The sequence below is a fragment of the Caulobacter sp. GW456-12-1-14-TSB4 genome (assembly GCF_059424195.1).
Map to the genome: position 1 here is coordinate 1 of NZ_JBWKZF010000003.1, position 24,362 is coordinate 24,362.

Below are 24,362 nucleotides of genomic sequence, written 5' to 3' on the forward strand. Positions count from 1 at the left end.
GAGTTCTATTCTGAAGCGCTGTCACCCCATCCCCTACCCCTTCCCCATCAAAGGGGAAGGGAGATGGCGGAAGCGCCGATGACTTAAGCCAGTTCGAACGGCTCGAGCCCCGCCAGGCGCATGGCCTTCGGACGTTCGGGAATCTGACGAGGGGTCACGCCGCGCACTTCGTCGGCGACGTGACGGATGTGGTCCGGCGTGGTGCCACAGCAGCCGCCCAGGATGTTGACGAGGCCGTCCTTGGCCCATTCGTGCAGGGCGTGGCCGGTCTCGTGCGGCTCCTCGTCGTACTGGCCCATGGCGTTGGGCAGGCCGGCGTTGGGATAGGCCGCGACCAGGGTGTCGGCGATGCGGGCCATCTCGGCGATGTGCGGGCGCATCAGGTCCGCGCCCAGGGCGCAGTTGAAGCCCACGGCGAACGGCTTGCAGTGCTTGACGCTGTTCCAGAACGCCTCGGCCGTCTGGCCCGACAGGGTGCGGCCCGAGCGGTCGGTGATGGTGCCGCTGATCCAGATCGGCAGCTCTTCATGGCCCTCGTCGCGCAGGTCGAGGATGGCCTTGATGGCGGCCTTGCAGTTCAGGGTGTCGGTGATCGTCTCGATCAGGAACAGATCGACGCCGCCCTTGTAGAGCGCGTCCACCTGCTGGCGGTAGGCCTCGTAGACTTGGTCGAAATTGACCTTGCGCGCGCCGGGATCGTTCACGTCAGACGACATCGACAGCATGACGTTCAACGGCCCGATCGAGCCGGCGATGAACTTCGGCGAGGCGGGGTTCTCGGCGTTCCAGCGGTCGGCCACCGAGCGGCCGATCTTCGCGCCTTCGAAATTGATGTCCCAGACGTCCTGCTCGCCCAGGTGATAGTCGGCCTGGGCGATGGTGGTGCCCGAGAAGGTGTTGGTCTCGGAGATGTCGGCGCCGGCGGCGAAATAGGCGTCGTGCAGCTCGGCGACGAGATCCGGCCGGGTCAGGCACAGGATGTCGTTGTTGCCCTTCATCTGGCCGTTGTAGTCGGCGAAGCGATCGGCGCGGTAGTCGGACTCGTTCAAGCCCTTCTTCTGGAACATCACGCCCCAGGAGCCGTCGAGGATCAGGATCTTCTGCTTCGACGCGGCCTTGAGGGCGGCGACGCGGTTGGCGCGGATGGAGAGGTCGGTCATCGCTTGGCTCCGGGAGCGGCGGCCTGCTGGCGCGCCAGTTCCTGGTTGAATCGGGTCTCATAGCCGTCGACGAGACGGGCGAGTTCGGTCGGATCGACGAAGGCGTTCGGATCGCCGCGCAGCATCTTCTGGCGCTTGGCCAGCAGGTCGCCCTGCTCTTCGTGGCTGGGCAGCATCACGTCCGTCGGGATGGCGCGCATGGCTGCGAAGCTCTCGCGATAGTCGGCGACGATGTTGCGGTGCTCCTTGTTGCCGACCAGCTGGTTGCCGGCCACCGACAGCGAGCAGTTGAAGGTGACGTTCAGCGGACGCCCCTTCTCGGTCACCTGGGTCGTCCAGGTGGTGCAGCCGATCGAATGGCCCGGCGTCAGGTGGGCGACCAGGGTGGTCTCGCCCAGCTTCAGCTTCTGGCCATCCCCGAACGCGCGATCGACCTTCACCGCTGGGAACGGCGTCGGGCCATTGCTGTTGCCGCCGATGTGGTGACCGGCTTCCAGGGCCGGCTCGTCCAGGCGCGAGGCCCACAGCTTGGCGCCGGTGTCGGCCTTCAACTGGGCCAGGCCGCCGGCGTGGTCGTAATGGGCGTGGGTGTTGATCAGGATCTTCACGTCCGCCAGCTGGAAGCCCAGCTGCTGGATGCTGCGCTCGATCAGCTTGCCGCCTTCGGCCGACGGACCGCCGTCCAGCACGATGTGGCCTTCCGACGAGGTGATCAGCCAGGCCGGCAGGCCTTCGGAGCCAACATAGTAGATGTTGCCGACCACGCGGTACGGCTTGATCGGCCGCACCCAGTTGGCGTTGTCGTCCGCCGGGGCGGCGGTTTGGTGCGCGAGCGCGGGCGTGGCCAGCAGCGCCAGGGCGAGGATCAGGGCCTTCATGCCGCGACCTCCGCCGGCGCCGGCGTGGTCTCGCGGATGCCCAGCACGCGGCAGATCGCGTAGACCAGATCGGCCCGGTTCAGGGTGTAGAAGTGGAAGTCCTCGAAGCCCTGCTCCTGCAGCTTGGCGCACATCTCGGCGGCGACCGAGCAGGCGATCAGGCGGCGGGTCTCGGCGTCGTGCTCCAGACCGTCGAACAGGTTGCCGAGCCACGACGGGATCGCCGTCTGGCAGGCGGCGGCCATCTTCTTCAGGCCCGCGAAATTGGTCACCGGCATGATCCCCGGCACGATCGGGATGGTGATCCCGGCGGCGCGGACCTTGTCGACGTAGCGCAGGAAGGCGTCCAGATCGAAGAAGAACTGGCTGATGCCCAGCGTCGCGCCCGCGTCGACCTTCTGCTTCAGCACGTCGATGTCGTGCTCCAGCGACGGGCTTTCCGGATGCTTTTCCGGATAGACCCCGACCAGCACCTCGAACGGCGCGATGCCGCGCAGGGCCTTGGTCAGCTCGGTGGCGTTGGCGTAGCCGTCCTCGCGCGGGACATAGACGCCGCCGATGCCGCCCTCGCCCGGAGGCGGGTCGCCGCGCAGCGAGACGATGTGGCGGACACCGGTTTCCCAGTACTCGCGGATCACCTCATCGACTTCCTCACGCGACGCGCCCACGCACGTCAGGTGGGCGGCGGGCTTCAGGTTGGTCTCGTCCAGGATGCGCTTGACCGTGCGGTGCGTACGCTCGCGGGTCGAACCGCCGGCGCCATAGGTCACCGAGACGAAGGCCGGGTCCAGCGGCGCCAGGCGGGTGATCGCCTGCCATAGGCTCTCCTCCATCGCCGGGGTCTTGGGCGGGAAGAACTCGAACGAGACACGCGGACGGCCGGTGCGCTCGCCGGCGCGGGCGACGGGACCGATCACGCGGCGGGTGGGCGGAAGGGTCATGCGGCGTTCCTCGCGGCGGCGGCGGGACGGCGCGCCGTCCAGATCTTCACGGTCAGCCCCTCGGCCGAGGCCGGCGGCAGGGCGATATTGCTTTCCAGGGCGAGGCCGGCGGCCTCGATCCACGGGACGATCTCGGCGTCCTCGAAGCCCAGGCGGCGGTGCTGGTGCACTTCGCGCAGGAACTCGTGGTCGTGCGGGGCGAAGTCGGCGATCAGCAGCAGACCGCCGGGCGTCACCAGCCGCGCGGCCTCGGCCACGGCGTTGGCCGGATCGGTCAGGTAGTGCAGCACCTGGTGGACGGTGACCAGGTCGGCGCAGCCGCCCGGCAGGCCGGTGCGGAAGATGTCGCCGTGGCGCAGCTCGCAGCTGGAGAGACCCGCCTTGGTGACCTCGTCGCGGGCGATGTTCAGCATCTGCTGCGAGAGATCCAGGCCCAGGGCGTTGTTGGCGCGCTTGCCCAGCAGGGTCAGCATCCGCCCCGCGCCAGCGCCCAGATCGACCATCTCCGCGAACGGGCCTTCACCCGTCGCGCGCAGGATCGCGGTCTCGACCTCGGCCTCGTCGACATACAGCGAGCGGATCTCGTTCCAGCGCGCGGCGTTGCGGGCGAAATAGGCCTGGGCGTCGGTGGAGCGCTCGGCGCGCACGGCTGACAGCTTGTCGGCGTCCAGGCGCACGATCGGGTCGGTGTCGTCGATCAGGTCCAACGCCTGCTCGACCAGGAAACGGCCCGACGACTTGGCGGCCAGGCGGTAGAACACCCAGGCGCCATCGGGGAAGCGCTCGACCAGGCCGGCCTCGGCCAGCAGCTTCAGGTGCCGTGAGACGCGCGGCTGGCTCTGGTCCAGGATGCGGCACAGCTCCAGCACCGACAGCTCCTCGGCCGCCAGCAGGGCCAGCAGACGCAGGCGCGTCGACTCGCCGGCGGCGCGCAGCACTTCGACGACCTGTTCGGCGGTGAGCTTCATGGGGACATAAAGATATCTTTATGTCCGATTTGGCAAGCTGATTTTATGCCTCGGGATCGCCCTTCGGCGGCTCCCAGAGCTCAATCTTAACCCCCGCCGGGTCCATCAGCCAGGCGAAACGACCCATGCCGCCCTCGTCCTGGCGGCCGGTGGGCTCGACACCCTCGGCGGCAGCCTTGGCCAGGACGCCGTCGATATCATCGACCACGAAATTGATCATGAACGGCGCGGTCGACGGCGCGAAATACTGAGTGTCGGCCCCGAACAGCGCCCAGTTGGTGGTCACGGTGCGCGGCGACTTGAACACCGCCCCGCCCCACGAATGGATCTCGAAGCCCAGCACCCGCGCATACCAGTCGCGCACTGCGGCCGGATCCTCGGCCTTGTAGAACACCCCGCCCAGACCCAGCACCTTGGCCATCACTCAGCTCCCCGCCATCTTCGGCCACCTTAGCAGCCGTGACCGCACGCCGATCAAGCCCTAGCGCGTGTAGGCGGGCGGGGTCAGCGGGATCGGCGCGGGATTGAGCTTCACCCACTGGACGGCCAGTTCGCAGAGGTCGCCGCCGGCGCCGTCGCGATCGCGCACCTCGGCGACGACCTGCCCCGCCCGCTCGCGTTCCGCGTCCGGCAACGGCGCGCCCGAACCGATGTGACCCAGGAAGGCGCGGGTCATCGCCTTGAAGTCGGCGTCCCAATTGGCGGCGCCGTTGCGGTCGATCTCGTCGGCGACCTTGCCGGCGATACGGATGACCTCACCCTGGACCGTCGCCGCCGCCCCGCTGGACGGCACGAGCATGGCCCAGAGTTCCTGGTGCTGGTCCTGCCAACGCGCCGCCTTGGCGACGATCGGCGCCTTGCCGTCATGCATCAGGCGACGCGGAACCGGCGTCACCCCGAACAGGACGTAAAGACGGTCGAGCCCGGCGCTGACCGCCTCCACGGAGTCGGGATTGAAGCCCGCGCGATGGAACTCGAAATTCTCGCCGATCCGCTGGACGGCGCTCGTCATCCGCGGGGTCACGGCAGAGGCCTCTCCACGCCCGCCCGCGAGCACCCGCCCGACCAGGGCGCCCAGGCCCTTCTTAGGGGGCGGCGCTTGCGGCGGCAGCAGTTCGGCGATTGCCGCCATCCCCTCGATCTGGATGTTGCTGCAGTACTGCAACCCCGCCTCGAGGGGCGTCAGGCCAGCCCGGTTGGCGACATCGGCGGGCGCGCCACGCTCGCACAGGATAAGGACATTCTCGGCGTTGGCGGCCTTGGCGGCCTTGTGCAGCGGGGTGTCTCCGTCTCGGTCCACGGCCTGGATATCAGCGCCCAGGTCCAGCAGGACCTCGACTATGCCGCCCCAGGTCCCGGCCTGGTCGTGCAGCGCGGTGCGGTCGTAGGAATCTCGGGCCTCGATATCCAAGCCCTCCCCGACCAGCCAGCGCGCCAGCTCGGGCGTGCAATCACGGAACGCCAGCGCTGTATGCTTGCTGTAACCACCCCGCGCGTCCAGCAGGCAGCTCTCGAAGACCACCTTGAGCGCGTCCAGATCACCGGCCTTCAAGAGCGTGTCGAAGTCCTTCGGCAGAAGCTTCTTCTTGGCCTTCGGCACACCCCACCGCCTTTCGCTGATCGACGTCAGCCACGCTAACGCTTCGGACAACCCAAGGTTCTCGCTAGAGCCCCTGAGCCCAGGCCTCGGACCAAGCCATCAACGGCCACAGCGCCACGATCAAGTCCGCGCCGCGCGGGGTAAGGCGATAGCCGCCATCCGCCGCCACGATGTCGGCCGCGCGCAGTTCGGAGAGCCGTGTGTTCAGCGTCCCCGGCGGCAGTTCGGCCGCCGCCTGCAGGGCGCGGAAGGTCAGGACCCGGCCCTCGCGCAGCTCCCAGACGATCCGCAGCGCCCCGCGTCGGCCCAGGAGGTCCAGCGCCGCCATGATCGGCTTGCCGGTCTCCGAGCCGCGAACAGGACGGCCGGGAACAGGCGCTTCAATTTCTGTAGCGTCGTCGGATTTTTCCATGTTACAAATTTTGTAGCACGAAGGAGCGCCCATGTCGCCAAGGATCGAACCCGCCCAAGCCCCCTACCCGCCTAGCGTCGCCGCGACGCTGGAACAGCTGAAGACGCCCGGCGACCAGCCGCTGTCGCTGTTCCGCACCCTGGCCCGTGACGAGCGGTTGTTCGCGCGCTTCACCGGCGGCGGCTTGTTGGACCCCGGTCAACTGACCCTGCGCGAGCGCGAGATCGTCATCCACCGCATCTGCGCCCTGAACGGCGCGGCCTACGAGTGGGGAGTCCATGCGGCGCTGTTCGCAGGCGCGGCTGGCCTCGACGCCGAGCAGCTCGCGGCCACCACTGCTCCAGGGATCGCCACTTGTTGGGGCCTGCGCGAGGCGCTGCTGATCGGCTTTTGCGACGCGGTCAACGCTCGCGCCGACATCGACGACGCCCTTTGGAATCGCCTGACCGAAGCCTTCTCCGAAGAAGCCCGGATCGAACTGATGATGCTGGCCGGCTTCTACCGAACCGTCAGCCTGCTGGTGAATGGTCTACGCCTGGAGCCGGAGGAGTTCGCGGCGCCGTTCCCGACCTAGCCGCACGTCTCGGCAACCTTGGTCCAGACCTCGCGTGTCTCGATCACCGTGTCATTCCCCGCAACAGCGCCGCCGCCCAGACTGGCCTTCAGCGCGGCCAGCTGCTGCTTGGCGGCCTCGCGCTCTTCTGGCGGGCCGGAGCGGATGGCCTCCTCGATCTGGGCGATGACCGGGGCCATGGCGGCGCTGGTCTGGGCGGGGACCGGCGCGCCTCCGGCGGCGACCTGGCGGACCTGCAACGTCCGCTCCCAACGTCCATCAGCCAGCTTGCGGAAGTTGTCGGAGAGCACCTGACCGCCAGAACACGCCGTCTGGTAGGTCGAGCCGCCGCCCGGCAGGGCCGCGAACGCCTGGGTCGCGCAGTTGGAGACGGGTGGCGGCGCGCTCGGTCCCTTCACGCACCAGTGGTTCGGCCCTTGGCCGGGATAGCTCCGTGATGCGACGGAGCCGTCCGGCCCCGTCTGCTCCACGGTCGTCGCGCCGGTCGCGCCGTCGACGCGCTGCACGCTCTTCAAGGCCATCGGCCCCGCTCGCGTGGTCGTGGTGGCCTCGGCGTCGATCCGGTAGTCGCCCGGCGGCGGCGTGGCCTGTCCGGCCGCCAGCAGGCCGACGGCGGACAGAAGCGCCAGAGCCTTCACGGGGTCAGGCCGCGACCGGCGTGGCCAGCGGCTCGCCGTGGAAGTAGCGGCGCAGGTTCTCCAGGGTCAGGCTGACCATGGCCGGGATGCTGTCCAGGGTCGCGCCGGCCGTGTGCGGGGTGAGCACCGTGTGCGGCACGCCCACCCAGCGCGCGGCCGGGGTCGGCTCCTGGGCGTAGACGTCGAGGGCGGCCATGCCCAGCGTCCCGGCCTTCAGGGCCTCGATCAGGGCGTCCTCGTCGATCAGGGCGCCGCGCGCCACATTGACGATCAGGCCTTGCGGCCCGACGGCCTCGATGACGGCCTTGTTGATCAGGTGATGATTGGAGGCGTCCGAGCGCGAGCAGACCACCAGCACGTCGCTGTCGCGGGCCAGGGCCATCAGGCTGTCGGCGCGCGGATACTCGCTGTCCTTGGGATTGGGGCCCCACCAGGCGACCTTCATCTCGAAGGCCCGCAGGCGGTTGGCTACGGCCTCGCCGATATAACCCAGGCCGACGATGCCGACCTTGCGGCCGCGCAGGCCGTGGCGCGGGGCCATCCGTTCGGCGTGGGTCCAGTGGCCCGAGCGCAGGCGATGGTCGCCCTCCACGATGCCGCGCCAGGCGGCCAAAACGAGGCCCACCGCGTGGTCGGCGACGTCGGCGGCGTTCAGGCCGGTGGAATGGGTGACGGCGATGCCGTGCGCCTTGCACCACGGCACATCGACGCCGTCATAGCCGACGCTGACGCAGGCGATCAAACCGAGCTGCGACATCTCCGAGAGCATGTCGCGCGACAGCGCGAACTCGCCGGCGTGGACAATGGCTCGCACCCGCCGTCCCGGACCGTCCAGAAACGCCATCCTGTCGGGATAGTCCCACAGCCGGTGCACCTCGTAGGCGCCCTCCAGCAGCGGCTGCAGCGGGATGAGCATCTCGTGCGAAAGCAGGATGTGAGGCTTGTCGACAGCGGTTTGCGGCATGCTTGTTCTCCATCTGCGCCGGCCATGCGGCCCGGCGACGGATCGTTCTTTTTTCGCCCACCCAGGCGTCTCCGGACGGAGCGCCAAGCCAGAGCTAAGCAGAGCCCCGCGCGGACGCCAGGGTCTGGATCATCACGCTCTGGTGACGACGAACAACCCGGCCCAAGCGCTGCGGTTCCGCGATCGCGCGCCCTTGCACGGCCAAGCTGTGAACAACCATCGTTCCGAGGGGTTTTGCTAGCGGCGCCACAGGGCGCTCGGAGGTACCCTCATGTTGATCAAGATGCTCGCCGCCAGCGCGGCGCTATCGATGCTGGCGTGTGGCGGCTCTGCCCTCGCCGCCCAAGCCAAGTCTTCGGCCCAGCTCGGCCCCAAGCAGCCGATCCCCTATTCGCAGCTGAAGGCCTATGACAAGGCCTCGCCGAAGGTCCGCGCCAGCAAGGACTGGTCGGCCGGCTCGGCCGAGACGGGGATGTCGACCGACACCTCGGCGACGGCTCCGGCCACCGCTTCGGCCGGCGCCGACACCAACGCGACCTTGCCGCCGGCGACCTCGGCCGCGCCGGACACGGCTGTGAACCCGGCCCCCTCGGCCGCGCCGCCCAGCATGCCGATGACGCCGCCGACCAACGCACCGATGACCGAGGACAAGATGACTCAGCCCGACGCGCCCGGCGCGGCGGCCGCGCCGCCGGTGACCCCGCCCGTCGATCCGAAGTAGGGCGATCCGAAATAGACCCGCTGTCGGGGCGGCCTGGCGCCGCCCCGATCGTCAGCCGCCGAAGATGAAGTCGGTCTTGTAGTAGCCGTTGGCGGGATCGAGGATGTTGACCGCGAACGGCGCAGAGCCGTCGGCGAGATCGGTCAGCCAGGCGTCGTTCGACTTGGCGATGACGCCCAGGTTCTCGGTCGCCGCCGCCGCCAGCAGGAAACCGACCATGGCCGCCTTCGTGCCGATCCCGGTCGCGCCGTCACCGCCGTAGTAGGCCAGGTAGTCGACCCGCGTGTCGATGATGGCGTGGACCTTGGCGTCGGTCGGCGCCCCCCCGAAGATCGCCGCATAGGCCTTCTTCGTGGCGTCGAACAGCGACAGCGATCCATAACCGGCCAGGAAGCTGTCCTTGGCCTCGCCGTTCTTGCCCAGGTTCACCGCGAAGTTGATGTAGCGGTTCACCGTGTCGAACTTGGCGTAGTAGGCGCTGTTGAGGTTGGCCGGGTTTGGACCGATCGGCGAGATCAGGTAGTCCACGCCCCCCTGGGTCGGCACCTTGCCGGTGAAGAACTGATAGCTCATCGAGGCGACCGAGGTGGTGGCGTCGGCGGTGTTGACGATGGCGGCCGTCACGTCGTCGAGCGACATCGCGCCGGATTGCCACTTGGACAGCAGGCCCTGGGCGAAGGTGTCGTTCGGCAGGACGCCTGGCTGGCGCAGCACGGAGTACAGCTGGTTGGCGATCTCATCCATCGACGGCAGCGGGCCGAAGACGACGTTCTCGACATTGACCAGGCGATCGGTCCCATCGTTGTTGGCGAAGGTGCGAAGATCCTTCACGGTGATCGAACCGTCCGCGTTGTTGGTCACCGAATAGAACGATCGGTTTGCGTAGTAGCGGACGGTATCGTTGCCGGCCCCGCCGTCGATCGTGTCGTCGCCCAGGCCGCCGACCAGGAAGTCGTCGCCGCCGCCGCCGTTGAGCCTGTCGTTTCCCGCCCCGCCTTCCAGCGTATTGGCCCGGTCGTCGCCAGTCAGGACGTCGTCGAAGGCCGAGCCCTTCAGCGCCTCGATGTTGACCAACGTCTCGGCGCCCCCGCCGCGGGTGCTCTGCAGGCCGGTCTTGCTGAGATCGACGACCACGCCCGAACTCGCGCCTTCGTAGGAGACGGTGTCGAAGCCGGCGCCGCCGTCATAGCTGTCGTCGCCAGCCTCGCCGTACAGCATGTCGTCGCCGTCGCCGCCGATCAGCGTGTCGCTGCCGTCCCCGGCGTAGATGACATCGTTCCCCGCGCCGCCTTCCAGGCGGTTGGCGCCATAGCCGCCCCGGATCGTGTCGTTGAAGGCCGAGCCGATCAGGTTCTCGATGTCGTGGTAGAAGATATCGAGACCGGCGCCCTTGGTGTCCTGCGGCGAGTACCAGCGCGTAAGGTCGAGCGTCACGGCGCTGGCGGCGGTGCTGTAGTCGACGGTGTCGCTGCCGTCGCCGCCATAGAAGGTGTCGTTGCCCTCGCCGCCGATCAGGCGATCGTCCCCGGCGTCGCCGTACAGGATGTCGTCGCCTGCCCCGCCGTTGATCACGTCGTCGCCAGCGAAGCCGAAGATCGTGTTGGCGCGGTCGTCGCCGACCACCACGTCGGCCTTGTCGGACCCCGAGAACCAATTCGCTTGGAGGTCGATCGAGACCACCGTGTCTCCAGGCAGCAGCAGCAGATAGTGGCCGTCCGAGGACACCGTCACGCGGTCGCCGACACCGGTGACGCCCGTGTTCCACTCGATGGGACGGCTCTGGGCCGTGATGTCGATGCCCCGCTCGATCAACCAGTCGGTGGTCGATAGTTGCAGGACGCGTCCCATGTCCTTGTCGACCACGAACAGCTTTGTGCCGTCCGGACTGAAGGCCAGCCCCTGGATGGTGGTGCGGAGTTCGGGATGGATCTTGACCAGGTCGACCAGCTGCTTGCCGTTCAGGTCGAACACGCGCGCCTCGTTGTAGCCGACCATCGTCATCAGCTTGGCGGTGGTCGAGATCGCCTGGATGCCGGCGCCGAAGAAACCGCCGAACGCCTTGTGCTCGAACGTCTTCGTGGCCGCGTCATAGACGTACATCGGCGCGCCGGAATTGTCGCTTGGCACCAGCAGGATCTTGGAGCGGTCGGCCGAAACCGTCATCGCCCCGCTGGACCCATAGCCGTTGGTCGCGGAAATCTGGCCGGTGGCCGTGTTCAGGATCCAGCCCCAGGTCACGCCCGACGTCGCCGACTGGGTCATCAGGACCGTGCCGTCGGCGGCCACGGCGATATCGTAGAAGCCGCGCTGCACGCCCGAAATCGGCATCGAGTAATTGGTCACGGCGCCGGTCGTCAGATCCAGCCGGTGGACCTTGGCCGAGCCCTCGAAAACGCTAGGGTCCGAGCCCGTCTGCGTGATCCCGCCGGTCACGAACACGTATCGTCCGTCGGGCGACACATCCAGCGCGCCCAGCGCATCGCCCACCTTCCAACGGCCTTTGAGCTCGCCGGTAGAGATGTCGAAGGCGTCGATATAGCCGCCAGAACCCACCGAGATGATCGTCTTGCCGTCGGCGCTGATCGTCGCGTCATAGCCGCTGCGGGCTGTGATCGCCTGCACCGGGTTGGGCGCGATGAGCGTCCCCGCGCCGACGCTGGTGTCCGACGGCGACAGCGTGACGGTCTTGTCGCTGAACTTCAGGGTCTCGATGTTGAGCAACGTATCGACGCCGTCGGCGCCGGCGCGGGTGTCGCGCACCGTCCAGGTCCCGTTGCCGTTGCGCGACCACGTGTAGTTCGTCGAGGCGCCCCCGTAGATCGCGGTGTCGGCGCCGCCCTTGCCGTCGATGATGTCGTCGCCGCCGCCACCTTCGAAGGTGTTGTCGCCGTTGGTCCCGACGAGGATGTCGCGATACCCGGTGCCCTTGACGCCTTCAACGCCAATCAGCGTATCGACACCGCCGCCGCGCGTGTTCTGGGCGCCCGTGAGGCCCAGGTCGATCCGAACGCCGGTATAGACGTCCTCGTAAGACACGACATCAACGCCGTCGCCGCCATCAAGGATGTCGTCGCCGGCCCCGCCGATCAGCACGTCGTTGCCGGCCTGGCCGCGCAGCACGTCGTCGCCGTTACGGCCGGACAGGATGTCGTCGCCGCCGCCGCCCTCGATGACGTTCGCGCCGTCGAAGCCCCAGATCACGTCGTTGAAGGCCGAGCCCTTATAGTTCTCGATCGAGATCAGCGAATCCCGGCCCATCGGTCCCGGGTTCTGTCCCTGCCAGATGGCGTCGAAGTTCACGCCGGCGGTCGCGCCGCTATAGTCGGCGGTGTCGATGCCATCGCCGCCATCCATCACGTCGTCGCCTGGCCCGCCGATCAGGATGTCGTCGCCCGCGCCGCCGTAAAGGGAGTCGTTGCCCGCCCCACCGTCTATGATGTCGTTACCGCCAAAGCCGTAGATGACGTTGGCGGAGGCGTCGCCGGTCAGAACGTCGGCCTTGTCGGTGCCGGGATCCCAGACGGCGTCGACATTGACCGAGAGCACCTTGTCGCCGGTCAGCACGACCAGGTAGTGGCCGTCCGCCGACAGGTTCATGCGATCGCCGAAGGCGCCGTCCCCGACATAGACGTCGGCCACGTCGATCCCGAGGCGGATCGAGCGCTGGATCGACCAGTCGGTGGTCGACAGCTGCAGGATGCGGTCGAACTGGCTGTCCAGGACGAACAGCTTGGAGCCGTCGGCGCTGAACTCGACGCCGGCCATGTGGTACTTGAGATCGGGCTGTAGCGTCGTGACGTCGACGATCAGCTTGCCGCCGGCGTCGTGGATCCACAGCGCGTTATACAGCGCCTGGGCCACCATGCCGGTCGCCGCGGACACGGCCTGGACGCCGTTGTTGTAGACGCCGGTCGGGGTGGCGATGGGCGTCATCGCCTTGGTCCCCACGTCGTAGACATAGAGCGTCCCGCCGGCCGCGCCCTCGGCGCCGAAAAGGATCTTGCCGCGATCCTCCGAAAGCGAGAACGAACCAGCCGTGGGGCCGCCCACCTTGATGAACTGGCTACTGCTCAAGTCCAGGGTCCACAGCTGCAGGACCCCGTTGTAGGGCGAGCCCTGGGCGACCAGAATCGTGCCGTCCTTGCCCCAGGCCACGTCGTGGAAGCCGACCTCGGACGCCGTGACGTTGATCGTGAAGTCCTTGACCTGCCCCGTCGTCAGATCCAGTCGATGGACGATCGCCAAGCCGTTGGCGGGCTGCTGCTCGCCCACGATCAGGTAGCGGCCGTCCGGCGATACATCCATGCCGGTCAGGGTCGTCCCGACCTTCCAGCGATTAATCGCATCGCCGGTCGCCGCGTTGAAGGCGGTGACCCAGCCCTCGGCGTTGGAGACATAGGCCGTAGCGCCGGACGGGCTGAGCGTCACGTCCCGGAGCACGCCGGTGGTTATCGGCTTAACGGTGTCTGGCGCAGCGAATACGGACATGACGCGAATCCTTGCTGGACGCAGCGCGTCACGAACAAATCACAACCTTAAGATCTTGGCCGCAACCTACGGGGACAGCCCGAAGCGCGTCAACGGCAGCGCTGTGACAGCCGCCAGGGCGCAACAAAAAAGGCCGCGGGTCGCCCCGCGGCCTTCGATGCTGTAGTTCCAGCCCGCCTCTAGCGCGCGAACTTCTGGAACTTGATGCGCTTGGGGATCAGGCTGTCGGCGCCCAGGCGGCGCTTCTTGTCCTCTTCGTACATCTCGAAGTTGCCTTCGAACCATTCGACGTGGCTGTCGCCCTCGAAGGCCAGGATGTGGGTGGCCAGGCGGTCCAGGAACCAGCGATCGTGGCTGATGACCACGGCGCAGCCGGCGAACTCTTCCAGCGCCTCTTCCAGGGCTTGCAAGGTCTCGATGTCCAGGTCGTTGGTCGGTTCGTCGAGCAGCAGCAGGTTGCCACCGGTGGCCAGGGTCTTGGCCAGGTGGACGCGGTTGCGCTCACCGCCCGACAGCAGGCCGACCTTCTTCTGCTGGTCGCCGCCCTTGAAGTTGAACGAGCCCACGTAAGCGCGGCTGTTGATCTCGCGCTTGCCGACGATCATCACGTCGGTGCCGCCGCTGATCTCTTCCCAGATGGTCTTGTTCGGGTCGAGCGCGTCGCGCGACTGATCGACATACGAGAGCTTGACGGTCTCGCCGACCTTGACCGTGCCCTGGTCGGGCTGTTCGCGGCCGGTGATCAGCTTGAACAGGGTCGACTTGCCGGCGCCGTTCGGGCCGATGACGCCGACGATGCCGTTCGGCGGCAGGCGGAACGACAGGTCCTTGAACAGGACCTTCTCGCCATATTCCTTTTCCAGGCCCGAGACTTCCAGGACCAGGTTGCCCAGGCGCGGGCCGGGCGGGATCTGGATGTGAGCCTGGGTCTGGGCGGCGCGGGCGTTCTCCTGCGCGGCGACCATCTCGTCGTACGACGCCAGACGGGCCTTCGACTTGGACTGACGGGCCTTGGGCGAGCTGCGGACCCATTCCAGTTCGCGGGTGAGCGCGCGCTGGCGGGCTTCCGATTCCGACTGCTCCTGGACGACGCGCTTCTGCTTCTGCTCCAGCCAGCCGGAGTAGTTGCCCTCGTAGGGCACGCCCTTGCCGCGATCGAGCTCCAGGGTCCACTTGGTGACCTGATCCAGGAAGTAGCGGTCGTGGGTCACCAGGATGACGCAGCCCGGGAACTCTTCCAGGTGATGCTGCAGCCAGGCCACCGACTCGGCGTCCAGGTGGTTGGTCGGTTCGTCGAGCAGCAGCATGTCCGGCTTGCTGAGCAGCAGCCGGGCCAGGGCGATGCGGCGCTTCTCACCGCCCGACAGGTCGGCGATGCTGGCGTCGTTGGGCGGGCAGCGCAGGGCGTTGATGGCCATCTCGACCTTGGAGTCGATGTCCCACAGGTCCTTGGCGTCGATGATTTCCTGGAGCTTGGTCATCTCCTCCATCAGCTCGTCGGTGTATTCCTCACCGAGCTGAGCCGCCAGAGCGTTGTACTTGTCGAAGATCTGCTTTTCTTCGCAGTCGGCGATGACGTTGCCCCAGACGTCGAGCGTCGGGTCCAGCACCGGCTCCTGCGGGAGGTAGCCGCGCTTGATGCCGTCAGCGGCCTTGGCCTCGCCCGAGAATTCCTTGTCCAGGCCGGCCATGACCTTCAGCAGGGTCGACTTACCCGAGCCGTTGACGCCGACGACGCCGATCTTGGCGTCGGAATAGAACGACAGCCAGATGTTCTCGAAGACCTTCTTGCCGCCGGGATAGGCCTTGGTCAGGCCCTGCATCTGGAAAATGTATTGCTGGGCCATAGGGCGCGCGTGCTCGCTGGAACGGAGTTTCGGGGATTGGGCGCTGAAATAGCGGTCCGGAGAGCTTCGCGCAATCGTGGCCAGTTTCGCGCCGTCGCATCGCGATAGCGCTACCGTCATGGTTTAGTCGTCGTACCGTCAGACAGTCGACATTGATCCTTCGCCTCGTCGTCGTCGACCGCTGTTACCGCAAGCTCCCAACCGGCCCCCTCCCCTTCTGTTTCCGGGGCCGGAATGGGGAACATCCATGAAAAAGCACGCCTTGTTGCTGAGCGCCGCCGTGTGCGCGCTCGGCCTGATCGCGAACCCGGCCTTCGCGGCTGACGACGCCAAGCCCGCCGACGCCGCCGCGGCTCCGGCCGCCGCCGCGCCGGACAGCGCCGAAGTCGACGCCATCATCGTCCTGGGCCGTGGCGAGAGCCGCCAGGTCCAGGTCGTCAACGACCAGCAGGTCGCCCTGCAAGCCGCCGGCTCCAGCCCGCTGAAGGCCATCGAGAAGCTGCCCGGCGTGTCGTTCCAGTCGGCTGACGCCTTTGGTTCGTACGAGTGGTCGACCCGGATCTCGATCCGTGGCTTCGACCAGAGCCGCCTGGGCTTCACCCTGGACGGCGTGCCGCTGGGCGACATGAGCTACGGCAACTACAACGGCCTGCACATCAGCCGCGCCATCGCCAGCGAAGACATCGGCAAGATCGAACTGGCCCAGGGCGCCGGCTCGCTGTCGACCGCCTCGACGTCGAACCTGGGCGGCACGCTGCAGTTCTTCTCGCGCAGCCCGACCGACGACTTCGGCCTGCAGGCCAACGCCACCTACGGCTCGGACAACATGCACCGCGTGTTCGGCCGCCTGGACACCGGCGCCATCGAGAGCATGAACGGCCTGAAGGGCTACTTCTCGGTCGCCGAACAGCAGGCCGACAAGTGGAAGGGCGGCTCCAAGCAGAAGCAGCTCCAGCTCGACGGCAAGGTCGAGCTGCCGCTGGGCGACAACGGCTCGCTGACCGCGTGGTGGGACCACTCGGAACGCCGCGAGCAGGACTACCAGGACATGTCGTTCGACATGATCAAGCGCCTGGGCCGCGACTTCGACAACTTCCAGCCCGACTGGAACAAGGCCATCGGCGTCGCCGCCGTGCTGAACAATCCGGCCAACTACGCTGGCGCCACGCCGCTGCTGAACGGCGGCTACTGGACCGGCGTGGGCGTGAACCCCTATCGCGCCTTCGGCGTCGACACCCCGGATGACGCCTACTACGCCGGCGCCGGCATCCGTGACGACGATCTCTACGCCCTGACCTTCAAGCAGAAGATCGGCGACAATGTCCGCGTCGACCTGACCGGCTACGGCCACAAGAACAAGGGCCAGGGCCTGTGGTACACGCCCTACACGGTCAGCCCGGGCTACGGCACGGCCGGTTCGAACGCCGCCCCGCTGTCGATCCGCACCACCGAGTACGACATCGACCGCAAGGGCCTGATCGGCAACGTCACCATCGATCTGGCGAGCCACCGGATCAGCGCCGGCTTCTGGACCGAGGACAACGACTTCTCCCAGGCCCGCCGCTTCTACGCCGAGACCCTGGGCAAGCCGTCGCGTAACCCGCTGGGCTTCCAGTCCAACCCGTTCACGACCTCGTGGGAATACAAGTTCAACACCAAGACCACGACCGGCTACGTGCAGGACGTCTGGTCCGTGACGGACGCCTTCAAGGTCAACTTCGGCTTCAAGGCCCTGAAGGTCGAGAACGAGGTCAAGTCGATCGTCGGTTCGATGAACGGCAAGATCGAGAGCAAGGACACCTTCCTGCCCCAGGTCGGCACCGTCTATGACCTGAACAACGGCGTGGAAGTGTTCGGTGGCTATAGCGAGAACATGGCCGCCTTCGTGTCGGCCGCGACCTCGGGCCCGTTCGCCTCGCAGAACCAGACCGTCGTCGACTACGTCGCCAAGAACCTGAAGCCGGAAACCTCGAAGACCTTCGAGGGCGGCTTCCGCGTCAAGACCAGCCGCTTCCAGGGCGTCGCGGCCCTGTACCACGTCAAGTTCGACAACCGCCTGGACAGCGCCTCGACGGCTCCGCCGATCCTGGGCCTGCCCGCCGTACTGTCGAACGTCGGCTCGGTCACGACCAAGGGCATCGAGGTGGCCGGCGAATACCGGATCACCGACGCCTGGTCGCTGTACGGCTCCTACGCCTACAACGACTCCAAGTACGATGACGACGTCCCGGGCGCCGGCGGCCTGGTGGCCATGAAGACCAAGGGCAAGGACGTGGTCTTCACGCCCAAGAACCTGCTGAAGGCCGAGCTGAAGTACGACCTGGGCACGGGCTTCTACGCCCGCGCCGGCCTCTCCTACGTCAGCTCGCGCTGGTACACGTTCGAGAACGACGGCGGCAAGGTCGACGGCTACACGGTCGCGGACCTGACGGTCGGCTACCGCTTCGCCGATGACGCCGCCCCGATGCTGCGCGGCCTGGAAATCCAGGCCAACGTCACCAACCTGAACGACGAGGACTACATCTCGACGGTCGGTTCGGGCGGCGCTTCCAAGGCCGACCGCGCCGGCACGGCCATGACCCTGCTGCCGGGCGCCCCGCGCCAGGGCTACCTGACGATCAAGAAGCGCTTCTAGAACCTAACCCGTGTCATCCCGGAAGCCTCGCAGAGGCTGTCCGGGACCCAGGGGCCGGCGCATTGCGGTCGCCCCTGGGTCCCGGCTCTCCGCTTCGCTGCGGCCGGGATGACAACCATGAAAGCGAGGGCCGGGAGCATGTCTCCTGGCCCTTTTTCGTGTCCGGACACGATTTCCCGGCCGTCCGGACAGGGCTTTGCTGGCGTTGTCGGACGGCGCGAGGCCTGGTCGGAACATGACCGACATCCCCTCCTCCGCCCCCGCCGATCAGCCATCCGCCAGCGCATGGCGCGAATGGCTCGAGACCCTCCAGACCGTCGCCATCGCCCTATTGATCGCGCTGACGCTGCGGGTGGTGATCTTCCAGCCCTTCACCATCCCCTCGTCCTCGATGGAGCCGGGGCTGGTGACCGGCGACTACATCATCGTCTCCAAATTCCCGTACGGCTGGAGCCGGGCCTCGTTTCCGCTGAACCCGCCGCTGTTCAAAGGACGGTTCTTGGAGCGCACGGCCCAGCGCGGCGACGTGGTCGTCTTCCGCCTGCCGCGCGACCCGTCCCAGACCTGGATCAAGCGCGTGATCGGCCTGCCGGGCGACAAGGTGCGGGTCCGCCAGGGCCAGGTCTTCGTCAACGGGACCGCCATCGCCCAGACGCCGATGGGCCTGATCCAGGACCACGACGCGCCGGACCGCACGGTCCTGCAAGTCGGCGAGCGCACGCCGAACGGCCGCGCCTACGCCACCTATGACGGCGGTCCGGGCCAGCCGGGCGACGACACGCAGACCTATGTCGTGCCGGCGGGGCAGTATTTCGTGATGGGCGACAACCGCGACAACTCGCTGGACAGCCGCTTCGCGCCGACCGACGGCGGGGTCGGCCTGCTGCCAGCGCAGAACCTGGTCGGCCACGCCAACTTCGTGCTGATCTCGTGGAAGCCGGGCGCGGCGCTCTACAAGCCCTGGACCTGGCTGAACCTGCAGTGGGACCGGTTCTTCAAGCCGATCCGCTAGCGGCCGCTGAACTCTTCAAAGCTCAGGGCGCCGTCGTGATTGGCGTCCAGGCGGTCGAAGGTCGTATGCGAGGTGGTCGGACGCGCGAGCGACGGCGCGGCGACCGCGCCGACCGCCAGGCCCGCCAAGGCAGCGGCCAGGGCGCGCCAGAGCAAGCCGTTCGCGCGCGGCTTGGCCGCCTGCCCCTCAAGTTCCTGGTCGATGAACACCCGCACCGCCTCGCTGGCCGTGCGGTCGGTCTCGCGGCAGCGGGCCATGAAGGCGGCCTTGGTCTCGTACGGCAGACGGACCTCGAGCACTTCGCTCTTCTTGGGCTTGCCGGCAGTCATCAGGAAACCTCGCGACGTTCGCTCCCTGACTAGCACCTTTCGCGACGCGCAAAAAGAAAGCCCGGCCAAACGACCGGGCTTGAAGTCAATAGGGAGGAAACGCCCAGGAAGGGCAGAGGCGCTCGGCGCCTCACGGGTTTCTGATAGCGTTATCATATTGCGCTGCGCAACCCTTTTCGCACTGCCGCGACGGCCTGCCGCACCCCTTGTCCCGCTTATGCACAGCTTTACGGCGACGCGATCCGGCCCTAACGATGTTACCGCTACCGGATCAGCAAGGCCGGAGCGGGGAGAAACGTCGATGAAGATGCTCGCGCGGCTGGCCGTGTTCGGGGCCGCCCTGGTCCTGGCCTTCCCTGCTCATGCCGAGTCGCCGCCCAACGGAGCAAGGTGGGTCGGTGCCTGGGCCAGCGCCCAGATGGCGCCGGACGACAAGAACCGCATCGCCGCCGAGGACTATCCCGACGCCACCCTGCGCCAGGTCGTGCGCCTGACCCTGGGCGGCGAGACGCTGCGGGTGCGGCTGTCCAACGCCTTCGGAACCGCACCCCTGACGATCAGGGCCGCGCACGTCGCGGTGTCTGCGGATCTGGCCAGCGCCCGCATCGACCCCGCCACCGACCGCGCCCTCACCTTCTCCGGTCGCGCCGAGGTGACCATCCCCGCCGGCGCCGACTACTGGTCCGATCCGGTGAGCTTGAAGGTCACGCCGCTGACGTCGCTCGCCATCAGCCTTCGCTATGCCGAGGCGCCCAGCGTCCAGACCGGCCACCCCGGTTCGCGGGCGACCTCCTACGTCCTGACCGGCGACCACGTCGCCGCCGCCGACCTGCCGGGCGCCAAGACCGCCGACCGCTGGTTCCAGATCGCCGGCGTCGACCTGGTCTCGGCCAAGGCCAAGACGATCGTGGCCCTGGGCGACAGCATCACCGACGGCTACGGCGTCCAGCCCAACACCAACCTGCGCTGGACCGACGGCCTGCTGCAGCGACTGAAGGGCAAGAACATCGGCCTGCTCAACATGGGCATTGGCGGCAACCGCGTGCTGCTGGACGGGACAGGCCCCAACGCCGTGGCGCGGTTCGAGCGCGATGTCCTCAGCCAAGCGGGCGTCACCCACGTGGTGCTGCTGGAAGGCGTCAACGACCTGGGCGTCCTGACCCGCGACGCGCCGGCGACGCCCGAAGCCCACAAGGCCCTGGTCGCCCAGGTCATCGCCGGCTACCGCCAGATGATCGACCGCAGCCATGCCCGAGGGATCAAGGTCATCGGCGCGACCATCACGCCCTATGCCCGCTCGGCCTACTACCACCCCGGCCCCGAGAGCGAGGCCGACCGCCAGGCGATCAACGCCTGGATTCGCGCGCCCGGCAACTTCGACGGCGTCATCGACTGGGACAATGCCCTGCGCGACCCGGCCAAGCCGACCTATCTGCTGCCGGCCTATGACAATGACGGCCTGCACCCCAACATGGCGGGCTACAAGGCCATGGCGGACGCCGTGCCGCTCAGCCTGTTCGGGAAGTAAGCCATGATCGCCGCCAGCCCGCCGCCTGTCATCGCCTTCACCTGGGACGATCTGCCGGCCCACAGCGCCTTGCCGCCGGGCGTCACCCGCGTGCAGATCGCCGCCGACCTGCTGAAGGCCGCCAAGGACGCCAAGGCCCCGGCGTTCGGCTTCATCAACGGCGCCCAGGCCGCTCCGACCACCACCGAGCCCGACTCGAGCCCGGTGCTGAAGATGTGGCGCGCGGCCGGCCAGCCCTTGGGCAACCACACCTGGTCGCACCAGAACCTGAAGGACCTGACGCCCGACCAGTTCGCCGCCGAGACCACGCGCAACGAACCCCTCCTCAAAGAGCTGATGGGCAAGCAGGACTGGCGCTGGCTGCGCTATCCGTTTCTGTTGGAAGGCGACACGCTGGAGAAGCGCCTGACGGTCCGCGCCTGGCTCTCGGACAATCACTACAAGATCGCCAGCGTGACGATGAGCTTCGCCGACTACGCCTATAACGAGCCCTATGCCCGCTGCGTGGCCAAGGGCGACCAGGCCGCGATCGCCGAGTTGGAGACCCGCTACTTGGCCGGCGCGGCCGCCGTCGCCGATCGGGCGCGGGCCATGAGCCAGACGCTCTACGGCAAGGACATTCCCTACGTCCTGCTGATGCACGCCGGCGCCTTCGACGCTCGCATGGCGCCGCGCCTGTACAAGCTCTACCAGGACAAGGGCTTCGGCTTCACGACCCTGGCGAAGGCGGAGAAGCACCCGTTCTACCGCACGGACGTGAACCCCGGCCTGCCGCCCGAACCGACCACGCTGCCAGACGCCCTGAAGGCCAAGGGTTTGCCCGTTCCGGCCGATCCCGTTGACCTGAAACCGCTCGACGGGATGTGCCGCTAGGGATTGTGACAGCTCTGGGTTCGAGGAAGCACGCGGCGCGCCAGTAATGTCGGCTGATCCCAGACGTCGATCCTGTCGCCCACGACGCAGTCACCGCGTGCCGGCTGCGCCAATTGAGCTATTCGCCCGTCCGTCAGGCGCACCACGATCCCCCAGCGGCTTCCGGTCTGGCCTTCCCGGCTCCAATAGCCAGTCACCACACCAGTGGCCTTCACGGCTGGCGCCCTACCGATCGACAGCCCGAGATAGAAGAAGGCGAGCACGGCTGCGACGACACCGAGCAGTATACCGCCGCCCAGGATTTCGTTGAACCGCCACCACATGGCGGCTCTCCGCAACACGCTTTGCACCGCGCGGCCCTTCATCTGCACAAGCCTCGATATGAGCCGTTGCGTTTCAGCCGCGCAACAACTTCCCTGCTGACAACGGCGACGCTCGCGCATAGCGTCCCGCGCCATGATCAAGCCCTCGCTCACGGCGCTCGCGGCCGTCCTCGCCCTTTCGACCCCGGCCATGGCGGAAAAACTCACCCCCGAACGCGTCTTCGCCGACCCCAGCCTGAACGGCCCGACCGCCAAGGGCGTGGCGCTGTCGCCGGACGGCAAGCGCGTCACCTATCTGAAGGGCAAGGCCGAGGCGGCCAACGTCCAGGACCTGTGGGCGGCCGACGTGAAGGGCGGCGAGCCCTATCGCCTGATCGACTCGGCGGCGCTGTCGTCGGGGGCCAAGGAGCTGTCGGAAGCCGAGAAGGCCCGCCGCGAACGCGCCCGCGTCTCGGCCCGCGGCATCGTCGAATACAGCTGGGACAAGCAGGGCCGCTTCATCCTGGTGCCGCTGGACGGCGACCTCTATCTGGACAGCATCGCCGACGGCAAGGTCACGCGCCTGACCGAAACCCCGGGCGACGAGGTCGACGCCAAGGTCTCGCCCAAGGGCGCTTACGTCAGCTACGTCCGCGACCAGAACCTCTACATCAAGCCGGTCGCCGGCGGCGCCGAGACAGCCCTGACCACCGACGGCAAGGACGCCCTGTCGTTCGGCGTGGCCGAGTTCATCGCCCAGGAAGAGCTCTCCCGTTCGACCGGCTACTGGTGGAGCCCGGACGAGGCCCGCATCGTCTATGCCCGCGTCGATGAGAACGGCGTCGATATCGTGCCGCGCGCCGACATCGGCCCGGCCGGCGCCACCGTGGTCAACCAGCGCTATCCGCGCGCCGGCCGTCCCAACGCCGTGGTCGATCTCTTCGTCCGCGACCTGGCCTCGGGCAAGGTCGTGCAGCTGGACCTGGGCGCGAACAAGGACATCTATGTCGCCCGCGTCGCCTGGGCCCAGGACGGCAAGACCGTCTATGTCCAGCGCCTGTCGCGCGACCAGAAGACCCTGGACCTGATCGCGTTCGACCCCGCCACCGGCGCGGGCAAGACGATCCTGACCGAGACCGACACGCACTTCATCGAGCTGCTCGACAACTTCAAGGCGCTGAAGGACGGCACCTTCCTGTGGGGCTCGGAGCGCGACGGCAACAGCCACCTCTATCGCTACGCCGCCGACGGCAAGCTGATCGCCCAGATCACCAAGGGCGACTGGCCGGTCGACAAGCTGGAAGGCGTCGACGAGGCCCGCAAGGTCGCCATCTTCGGCGCCTCGATGGACAGCCCGCTGGAGCGCCGCATCTATGAGGTCAGCTACAACAAGCCGGGCAAGCCCAAGGCCCTGACCTCGGCCGGCGGCTGGTGGTCGGCCAAGGTGGCCGAGGCCGGCGGCGCCTTCGCCGGGTCGTACAGCGATCCCAAGACCCCGCCGCAGACGGCGCTCTATTCGGCCGACGGCAAGCGCGTCCGCTGGATCGAGGAGAACAAGCTGGCCGAGGGTCATGCCTACTGGCCCTACGCCTCGACCCTGCCGGTCCCGGAATACGGCTCGCTGAAGGCCGCCGACGGCGCGGCGCTGTACTACGAGATCCTCAAGCCGATCGGCTTCGACCCGGCCAACAAGTATCCGGCCATCGTCTCGGTCTATGGCGGCCCGCACGCCCAGCGCGTCACCAAGGGCTGGCATAGCCCGTCGGATCGCACCTATCTCGAAGCCGGCTATGTGATCTTCAAGCTGGACAACCGCGGCAGCGGCAACCGCTCGGCGGCGTTCAAGCGCGCTCTCGACCGCAACCTCGGCACGGTTGAGGTCCAGGACCAGCTGCAAGGGGCGAAGTTCCTGCAGGGCTTGCCCTATGTCGATCCCGACAAGCTGGGCGTGATGGGCTGGTCGTACGGGGGCTTCATGACCCTGATGCTGCTGACGGCCGACAACACCCCGTTCAAGGCCGGCGCGGCCGGCGCCCCGCCGACCGAATGGGGCCTGTACGACACGGCCTATACCGAGCGCTACATGGGTGCGCCTTCGGATAACCCGGCCGGTTACGCCTACTCCGACATCAACACCCGCCTGGACAAGCTGAAGCCCGGCAGCCTGCTGCTGCTGCACGGCATGGCCGACGACAACGTGATCTTCGAGAACAGCACCCGGGTGATCGCGACCCTGCAGAAGAAAGCCATCCCGTTCGAGATGGCGCTGTATCCCGGCGAACGCCACAGCGCGCCGGGCAGCAAGACCAAGGGCCTCAGCGTGCTGAACACGCACCTGGAGTTCTTCGACCGCAAGCTGAAGGGCCAATAGGGCCTGCCGATCGCGCCCCGCTCCCCTCAGGGAGCGGGGCTGCGACGGAATGCGCCACCGCGCGGCCAATTCGCCGCAGCCGGATCGGGCGAAGCAGCCAGTATTAACCACGGCGAGAGTT

At 67.5% G+C, this 24,362-nt stretch carries 19 protein-coding genes and 3 pseudogenes; 8 read left to right on the forward strand and 14 right to left on the reverse strand.

Annotation, left to right across the window (positions count from 1 at the left end; genetic code table 11):
• Positions 1–83: 83 nt before the first annotated feature.
• The 7 genes from AC07YH_RS03385 to AC07YH_RS03415 form a co-directional block, all read right to left on the reverse strand.
• On the reverse strand, positions 84–1,160 hold the full coding sequence (locus tag AC07YH_RS03385; protein WP_494745605.1) for a homocysteine S-methyltransferase family protein: 1,077 nt from the start codon (positions 1,158–1,160) through the stop codon (positions 84–86).
• On the reverse strand, positions 1,157–2,038 hold the full coding sequence (gene blaCAU / locus AC07YH_RS03390; protein ID WP_494745606.1) for a CAU/MBL1b family subclass B3 metallo-beta-lactamase: 882 nt from the start codon (positions 2,036–2,038) through the stop codon (positions 1,157–1,159). The genes AC07YH_RS03385 and blaCAU overlap by 4 nt, the downstream gene beginning before the upstream one ends.
• Entirely contained in the window at positions 2,035–2,979 is a 945-nt protein-coding gene (gene metF / locus AC07YH_RS03395) for a methylenetetrahydrofolate reductase [NAD(P)H] (RefSeq protein WP_494745607.1), read from the reverse strand. The genes blaCAU and metF overlap by 4 nt, the downstream gene beginning before the upstream one ends.
• A complete protein-coding gene (locus tag AC07YH_RS03400; protein WP_494745608.1) occupies positions 2,976–3,947 on the reverse strand; it encodes an ArsR/SmtB family transcription factor in 972 nt (323 codons plus the stop codon). The genes metF and AC07YH_RS03400 overlap by 4 nt, the downstream gene beginning before the upstream one ends.
• Positions 3,948–3,990: 43 nt before the next feature.
• Positions 3,991–4,368 carry a VOC family protein gene (locus AC07YH_RS03405; RefSeq protein ID WP_494745609.1) on the reverse strand — a complete coding sequence of 126 codons (378 nt, stop codon included), beginning with the start codon at positions 4,366–4,368 and terminating at the stop codon, positions 3,991–3,993.
• Positions 4,369–4,428: 60 nt separating this feature from the next.
• Positions 4,429–5,547, reverse strand: coding sequence for an ankyrin repeat domain-containing protein (locus AC07YH_RS03410; protein WP_494745610.1), 1,119 nt, complete (start codon positions 5,545–5,547; stop codon positions 4,429–4,431).
• Between the two features lie 64 nt (positions 5,548–5,611).
• Positions 5,612–5,959 (reverse strand): winged helix-turn-helix transcriptional regulator, encoded by a 348-nt coding sequence (locus AC07YH_RS03415; protein ID WP_494745611.1) that lies wholly within the window; start codon positions 5,957–5,959, stop codon positions 5,612–5,614.
• Between the two features lie 31 nt (positions 5,960–5,990).
• Here AC07YH_RS03415 and AC07YH_RS03420 point away from each other — a divergent pair.
• Positions 5,991–6,269: pseudogene (locus tag AC07YH_RS03420) on the forward strand (carboxymuconolactone decarboxylase family protein); the annotation flags it as partial.
• Positions 6,238–6,533: pseudogene (locus tag AC07YH_RS03425) on the forward strand (carboxymuconolactone decarboxylase family protein). The pseudogenes AC07YH_RS03420 and AC07YH_RS03425, both read left to right, overlap by 32 nt.
• On the opposite strand, the gene AC07YH_RS03430 reads toward AC07YH_RS03425, so the two are convergent.
• Positions 6,530–7,171 carry a hypothetical protein gene (locus AC07YH_RS03430; RefSeq protein WP_494745612.1) on the reverse strand — a complete coding sequence of 214 codons (642 nt, stop codon included), beginning with the start codon at positions 7,169–7,171 and terminating at the stop codon, positions 6,530–6,532. The pseudogene AC07YH_RS03425 and the gene AC07YH_RS03430 sit on opposite strands and share 4 nt — an antisense overlap.
• A 4-nt stretch (positions 7,172–7,175) precedes the next feature.
• The gene (locus AC07YH_RS03435; protein WP_494745613.1) at positions 7,176–8,135 is read right to left on the reverse strand and encodes a 2-hydroxyacid dehydrogenase; all 960 of its coding nucleotides are present in this window, start codon (positions 8,133–8,135) and stop codon (positions 7,176–7,178) included.
• Positions 8,136–8,406: 271 nt separating this feature from the next.
• Between AC07YH_RS03435 and AC07YH_RS03440 the strand changes: the two genes are divergently transcribed.
• Positions 8,407–8,856, forward strand: coding sequence for a hypothetical protein (locus tag AC07YH_RS03440; RefSeq protein WP_494745614.1), 450 nt, complete (start codon positions 8,407–8,409; stop codon positions 8,854–8,856).
• A gap of 51 nt (positions 8,857–8,907) precedes the next feature.
• On the opposite strand, the gene AC07YH_RS03445 is transcribed toward AC07YH_RS03440, so the two are convergent.
• Positions 8,908–13,344 carry a hypothetical protein gene (locus AC07YH_RS03445; protein WP_494745615.1) on the reverse strand — a complete coding sequence of 1,479 codons (4,437 nt, stop codon included), beginning with the start codon at positions 13,342–13,344 and terminating at the stop codon, positions 8,908–8,910.
• Between the two features lie 179 nt (positions 13,345–13,523).
• Positions 13,524–15,191, reverse strand: coding sequence for an energy-dependent translational throttle protein EttA (gene ettA, locus AC07YH_RS03450; RefSeq protein WP_494745616.1), 1,668 nt, complete (start codon positions 15,189–15,191; stop codon positions 13,524–13,526).
• Between the two features lie 247 nt (positions 15,192–15,438).
• Here ettA and AC07YH_RS03455 point away from each other — a divergent pair, with 247 nt between their 5' ends.
• Positions 15,439–17,826 carry a TonB-dependent receptor gene (locus AC07YH_RS03455; protein WP_494745617.1) on the forward strand — a complete coding sequence of 796 codons (2,388 nt, stop codon included), beginning with the start codon at positions 15,439–15,441 and terminating at the stop codon, positions 17,824–17,826.
• 3 nt (positions 17,827–17,829) lie between these two features.
• Here AC07YH_RS03455 and AC07YH_RS03460 read toward each other — a convergent pair.
• Positions 17,830–17,952 (reverse strand): annotated as a pseudogene (locus tag AC07YH_RS03460) (hypothetical protein); the annotation flags it as partial.
• 109 nt (positions 17,953–18,061) lie between these two features.
• On the opposite strand from AC07YH_RS03460, the gene lepB reads away from it, so the two are divergent.
• On the forward strand, positions 18,062–18,838 hold the full coding sequence (gene lepB / locus AC07YH_RS03465) for a signal peptidase I (protein ID WP_494745618.1): 777 nt from the start codon (positions 18,062–18,064) through the stop codon (positions 18,836–18,838).
• Here the strand turns inward: lepB and AC07YH_RS03470 are convergent.
• The gene (locus AC07YH_RS03470) at positions 18,835–19,167 is read right to left on the reverse strand and encodes an EF-hand domain-containing protein (protein WP_494745619.1); all 333 of its coding nucleotides are present in this window, start codon (positions 19,165–19,167) and stop codon (positions 18,835–18,837) included. The genes lepB and AC07YH_RS03470 overlap by 4 nt on opposite strands.
• Positions 19,168–19,468: 301 nt before the next feature.
• Here AC07YH_RS03470 and AC07YH_RS03475 point away from each other — a divergent pair, with 301 nt between their 5' ends.
• Both AC07YH_RS03475 and AC07YH_RS03480 read left to right on the forward strand, forming a co-directional pair.
• On the forward strand, positions 19,469–20,695 hold the full coding sequence (locus tag AC07YH_RS03475; RefSeq protein WP_494745620.1) for an SGNH/GDSL hydrolase family protein: 1,227 nt from the start codon (positions 19,469–19,471) through the stop codon (positions 20,693–20,695).
• A gap of 3 nt (positions 20,696–20,698) precedes the next feature.
• Positions 20,699–21,568, forward strand: coding sequence for a polysaccharide deacetylase family protein (locus AC07YH_RS03480; RefSeq protein WP_494745621.1), 870 nt, complete (start codon positions 20,699–20,701; stop codon positions 21,566–21,568).
• On the opposite strand, the gene AC07YH_RS03485 is transcribed toward AC07YH_RS03480, so the two are convergent.
• Positions 21,565–21,933, reverse strand: coding sequence for a hypothetical protein (locus AC07YH_RS03485; RefSeq protein WP_494745622.1), 369 nt, complete (start codon positions 21,931–21,933; stop codon positions 21,565–21,567). The two genes, AC07YH_RS03480 and AC07YH_RS03485, sit on opposite strands and share 4 nt — an antisense overlap.
• A 91-nt stretch (positions 21,934–22,024) precedes the next feature.
• On the opposite strand from AC07YH_RS03485, the gene AC07YH_RS03490 reads away from it, so the two are divergent.
• A complete protein-coding gene (locus AC07YH_RS03490; protein WP_494745623.1) occupies positions 22,025–24,241 on the forward strand; it encodes a S9 family peptidase in 2,217 nt (738 codons plus the stop codon).
• The last annotated feature ends 121 nt before the right edge of the window (positions 24,242–24,362 follow it).

What these genes read in the sequence shown, in the direction of transcription:
- AC07YH_RS03385 (WP_494745605.1), bottom strand. Translation starts at nt 1,160, where the DNA reads ATGACCGACCTCTCCATCCGCGCCAACCGCGTCGCCGCCCTCAAGGCC.
- blaCAU (WP_494745606.1), bottom strand. Translation starts at nt 2,038, where the DNA reads ATGAAGGCCCTGATCCTCGCCCTGGCGCTGCTGGCCACGCCCGCGCTC.
- metF (WP_494745607.1), bottom strand. Translation starts at nt 2,979, where the DNA reads ATGACCCTTCCGCCCACCCGCCGCGTGATCGGTCCCGTCGCCCGCGCC.
- AC07YH_RS03400 (WP_494745608.1), bottom strand. Translation starts at nt 3,947, where the DNA reads ATGAAGCTCACCGCCGAACAGGTCGTCGAAGTGCTGCGCGCCGCCGGC.
- AC07YH_RS03405 (WP_494745609.1), bottom strand. Translation starts at nt 4,368, where the DNA reads ATGGCCAAGGTGCTGGGTCTGGGCGGGGTGTTCTACAAGGCCGAGGAT.
- AC07YH_RS03415 (WP_494745611.1), bottom strand. Translation starts at nt 5,959, where the DNA reads ATGGAAAAATCCGACGACGCTACAGAAATTGAAGCGCCTGTTCCCGGC.
- AC07YH_RS03435 (WP_494745613.1), bottom strand. Translation starts at nt 8,135, where the DNA reads ATGCCGCAAACCGCTGTCGACAAGCCTCACATCCTGCTTTCGCACGAG.
- AC07YH_RS03440 (WP_494745614.1), top strand. Translation starts at nt 8,407, where the DNA reads ATGTTGATCAAGATGCTCGCCGCCAGCGCGGCGCTATCGATGCTGGCG.
- AC07YH_RS03445 (WP_494745615.1), bottom strand. Translation starts at nt 13,344, where the DNA reads ATGTCCGTATTCGCTGCGCCAGACACCGTTAAGCCGATAACCACCGGC.
- ettA (WP_494745616.1), bottom strand. Translation starts at nt 15,191, where the DNA reads ATGGCCCAGCAATACATTTTCCAGATGCAGGGCCTGACCAAGGCCTAT.
- AC07YH_RS03455 (WP_494745617.1), top strand. Translation starts at nt 15,439, where the DNA reads ATGAAAAAGCACGCCTTGTTGCTGAGCGCCGCCGTGTGCGCGCTCGGC.
- lepB (WP_494745618.1), top strand. Translation starts at nt 18,062, where the DNA reads ATGACCGACATCCCCTCCTCCGCCCCCGCCGATCAGCCATCCGCCAGC.
- AC07YH_RS03470 (WP_494745619.1), bottom strand. Translation starts at nt 19,167, where the DNA reads ATGACTGCCGGCAAGCCCAAGAAGAGCGAAGTGCTCGAGGTCCGTCTG.
- AC07YH_RS03475 (WP_494745620.1), top strand. Translation starts at nt 19,469, where the DNA reads ATGAAGATGCTCGCGCGGCTGGCCGTGTTCGGGGCCGCCCTGGTCCTG.
- AC07YH_RS03480 (WP_494745621.1), top strand. Translation starts at nt 20,699, where the DNA reads ATGATCGCCGCCAGCCCGCCGCCTGTCATCGCCTTCACCTGGGACGAT.
- AC07YH_RS03485 (WP_494745622.1), bottom strand. Translation starts at nt 21,933, where the DNA reads ATGAAGGGCCGCGCGGTGCAAAGCGTGTTGCGGAGAGCCGCCATGTGG.
- AC07YH_RS03490 (WP_494745623.1), top strand. Translation starts at nt 22,025, where the DNA reads ATGATCAAGCCCTCGCTCACGGCGCTCGCGGCCGTCCTCGCCCTTTCG.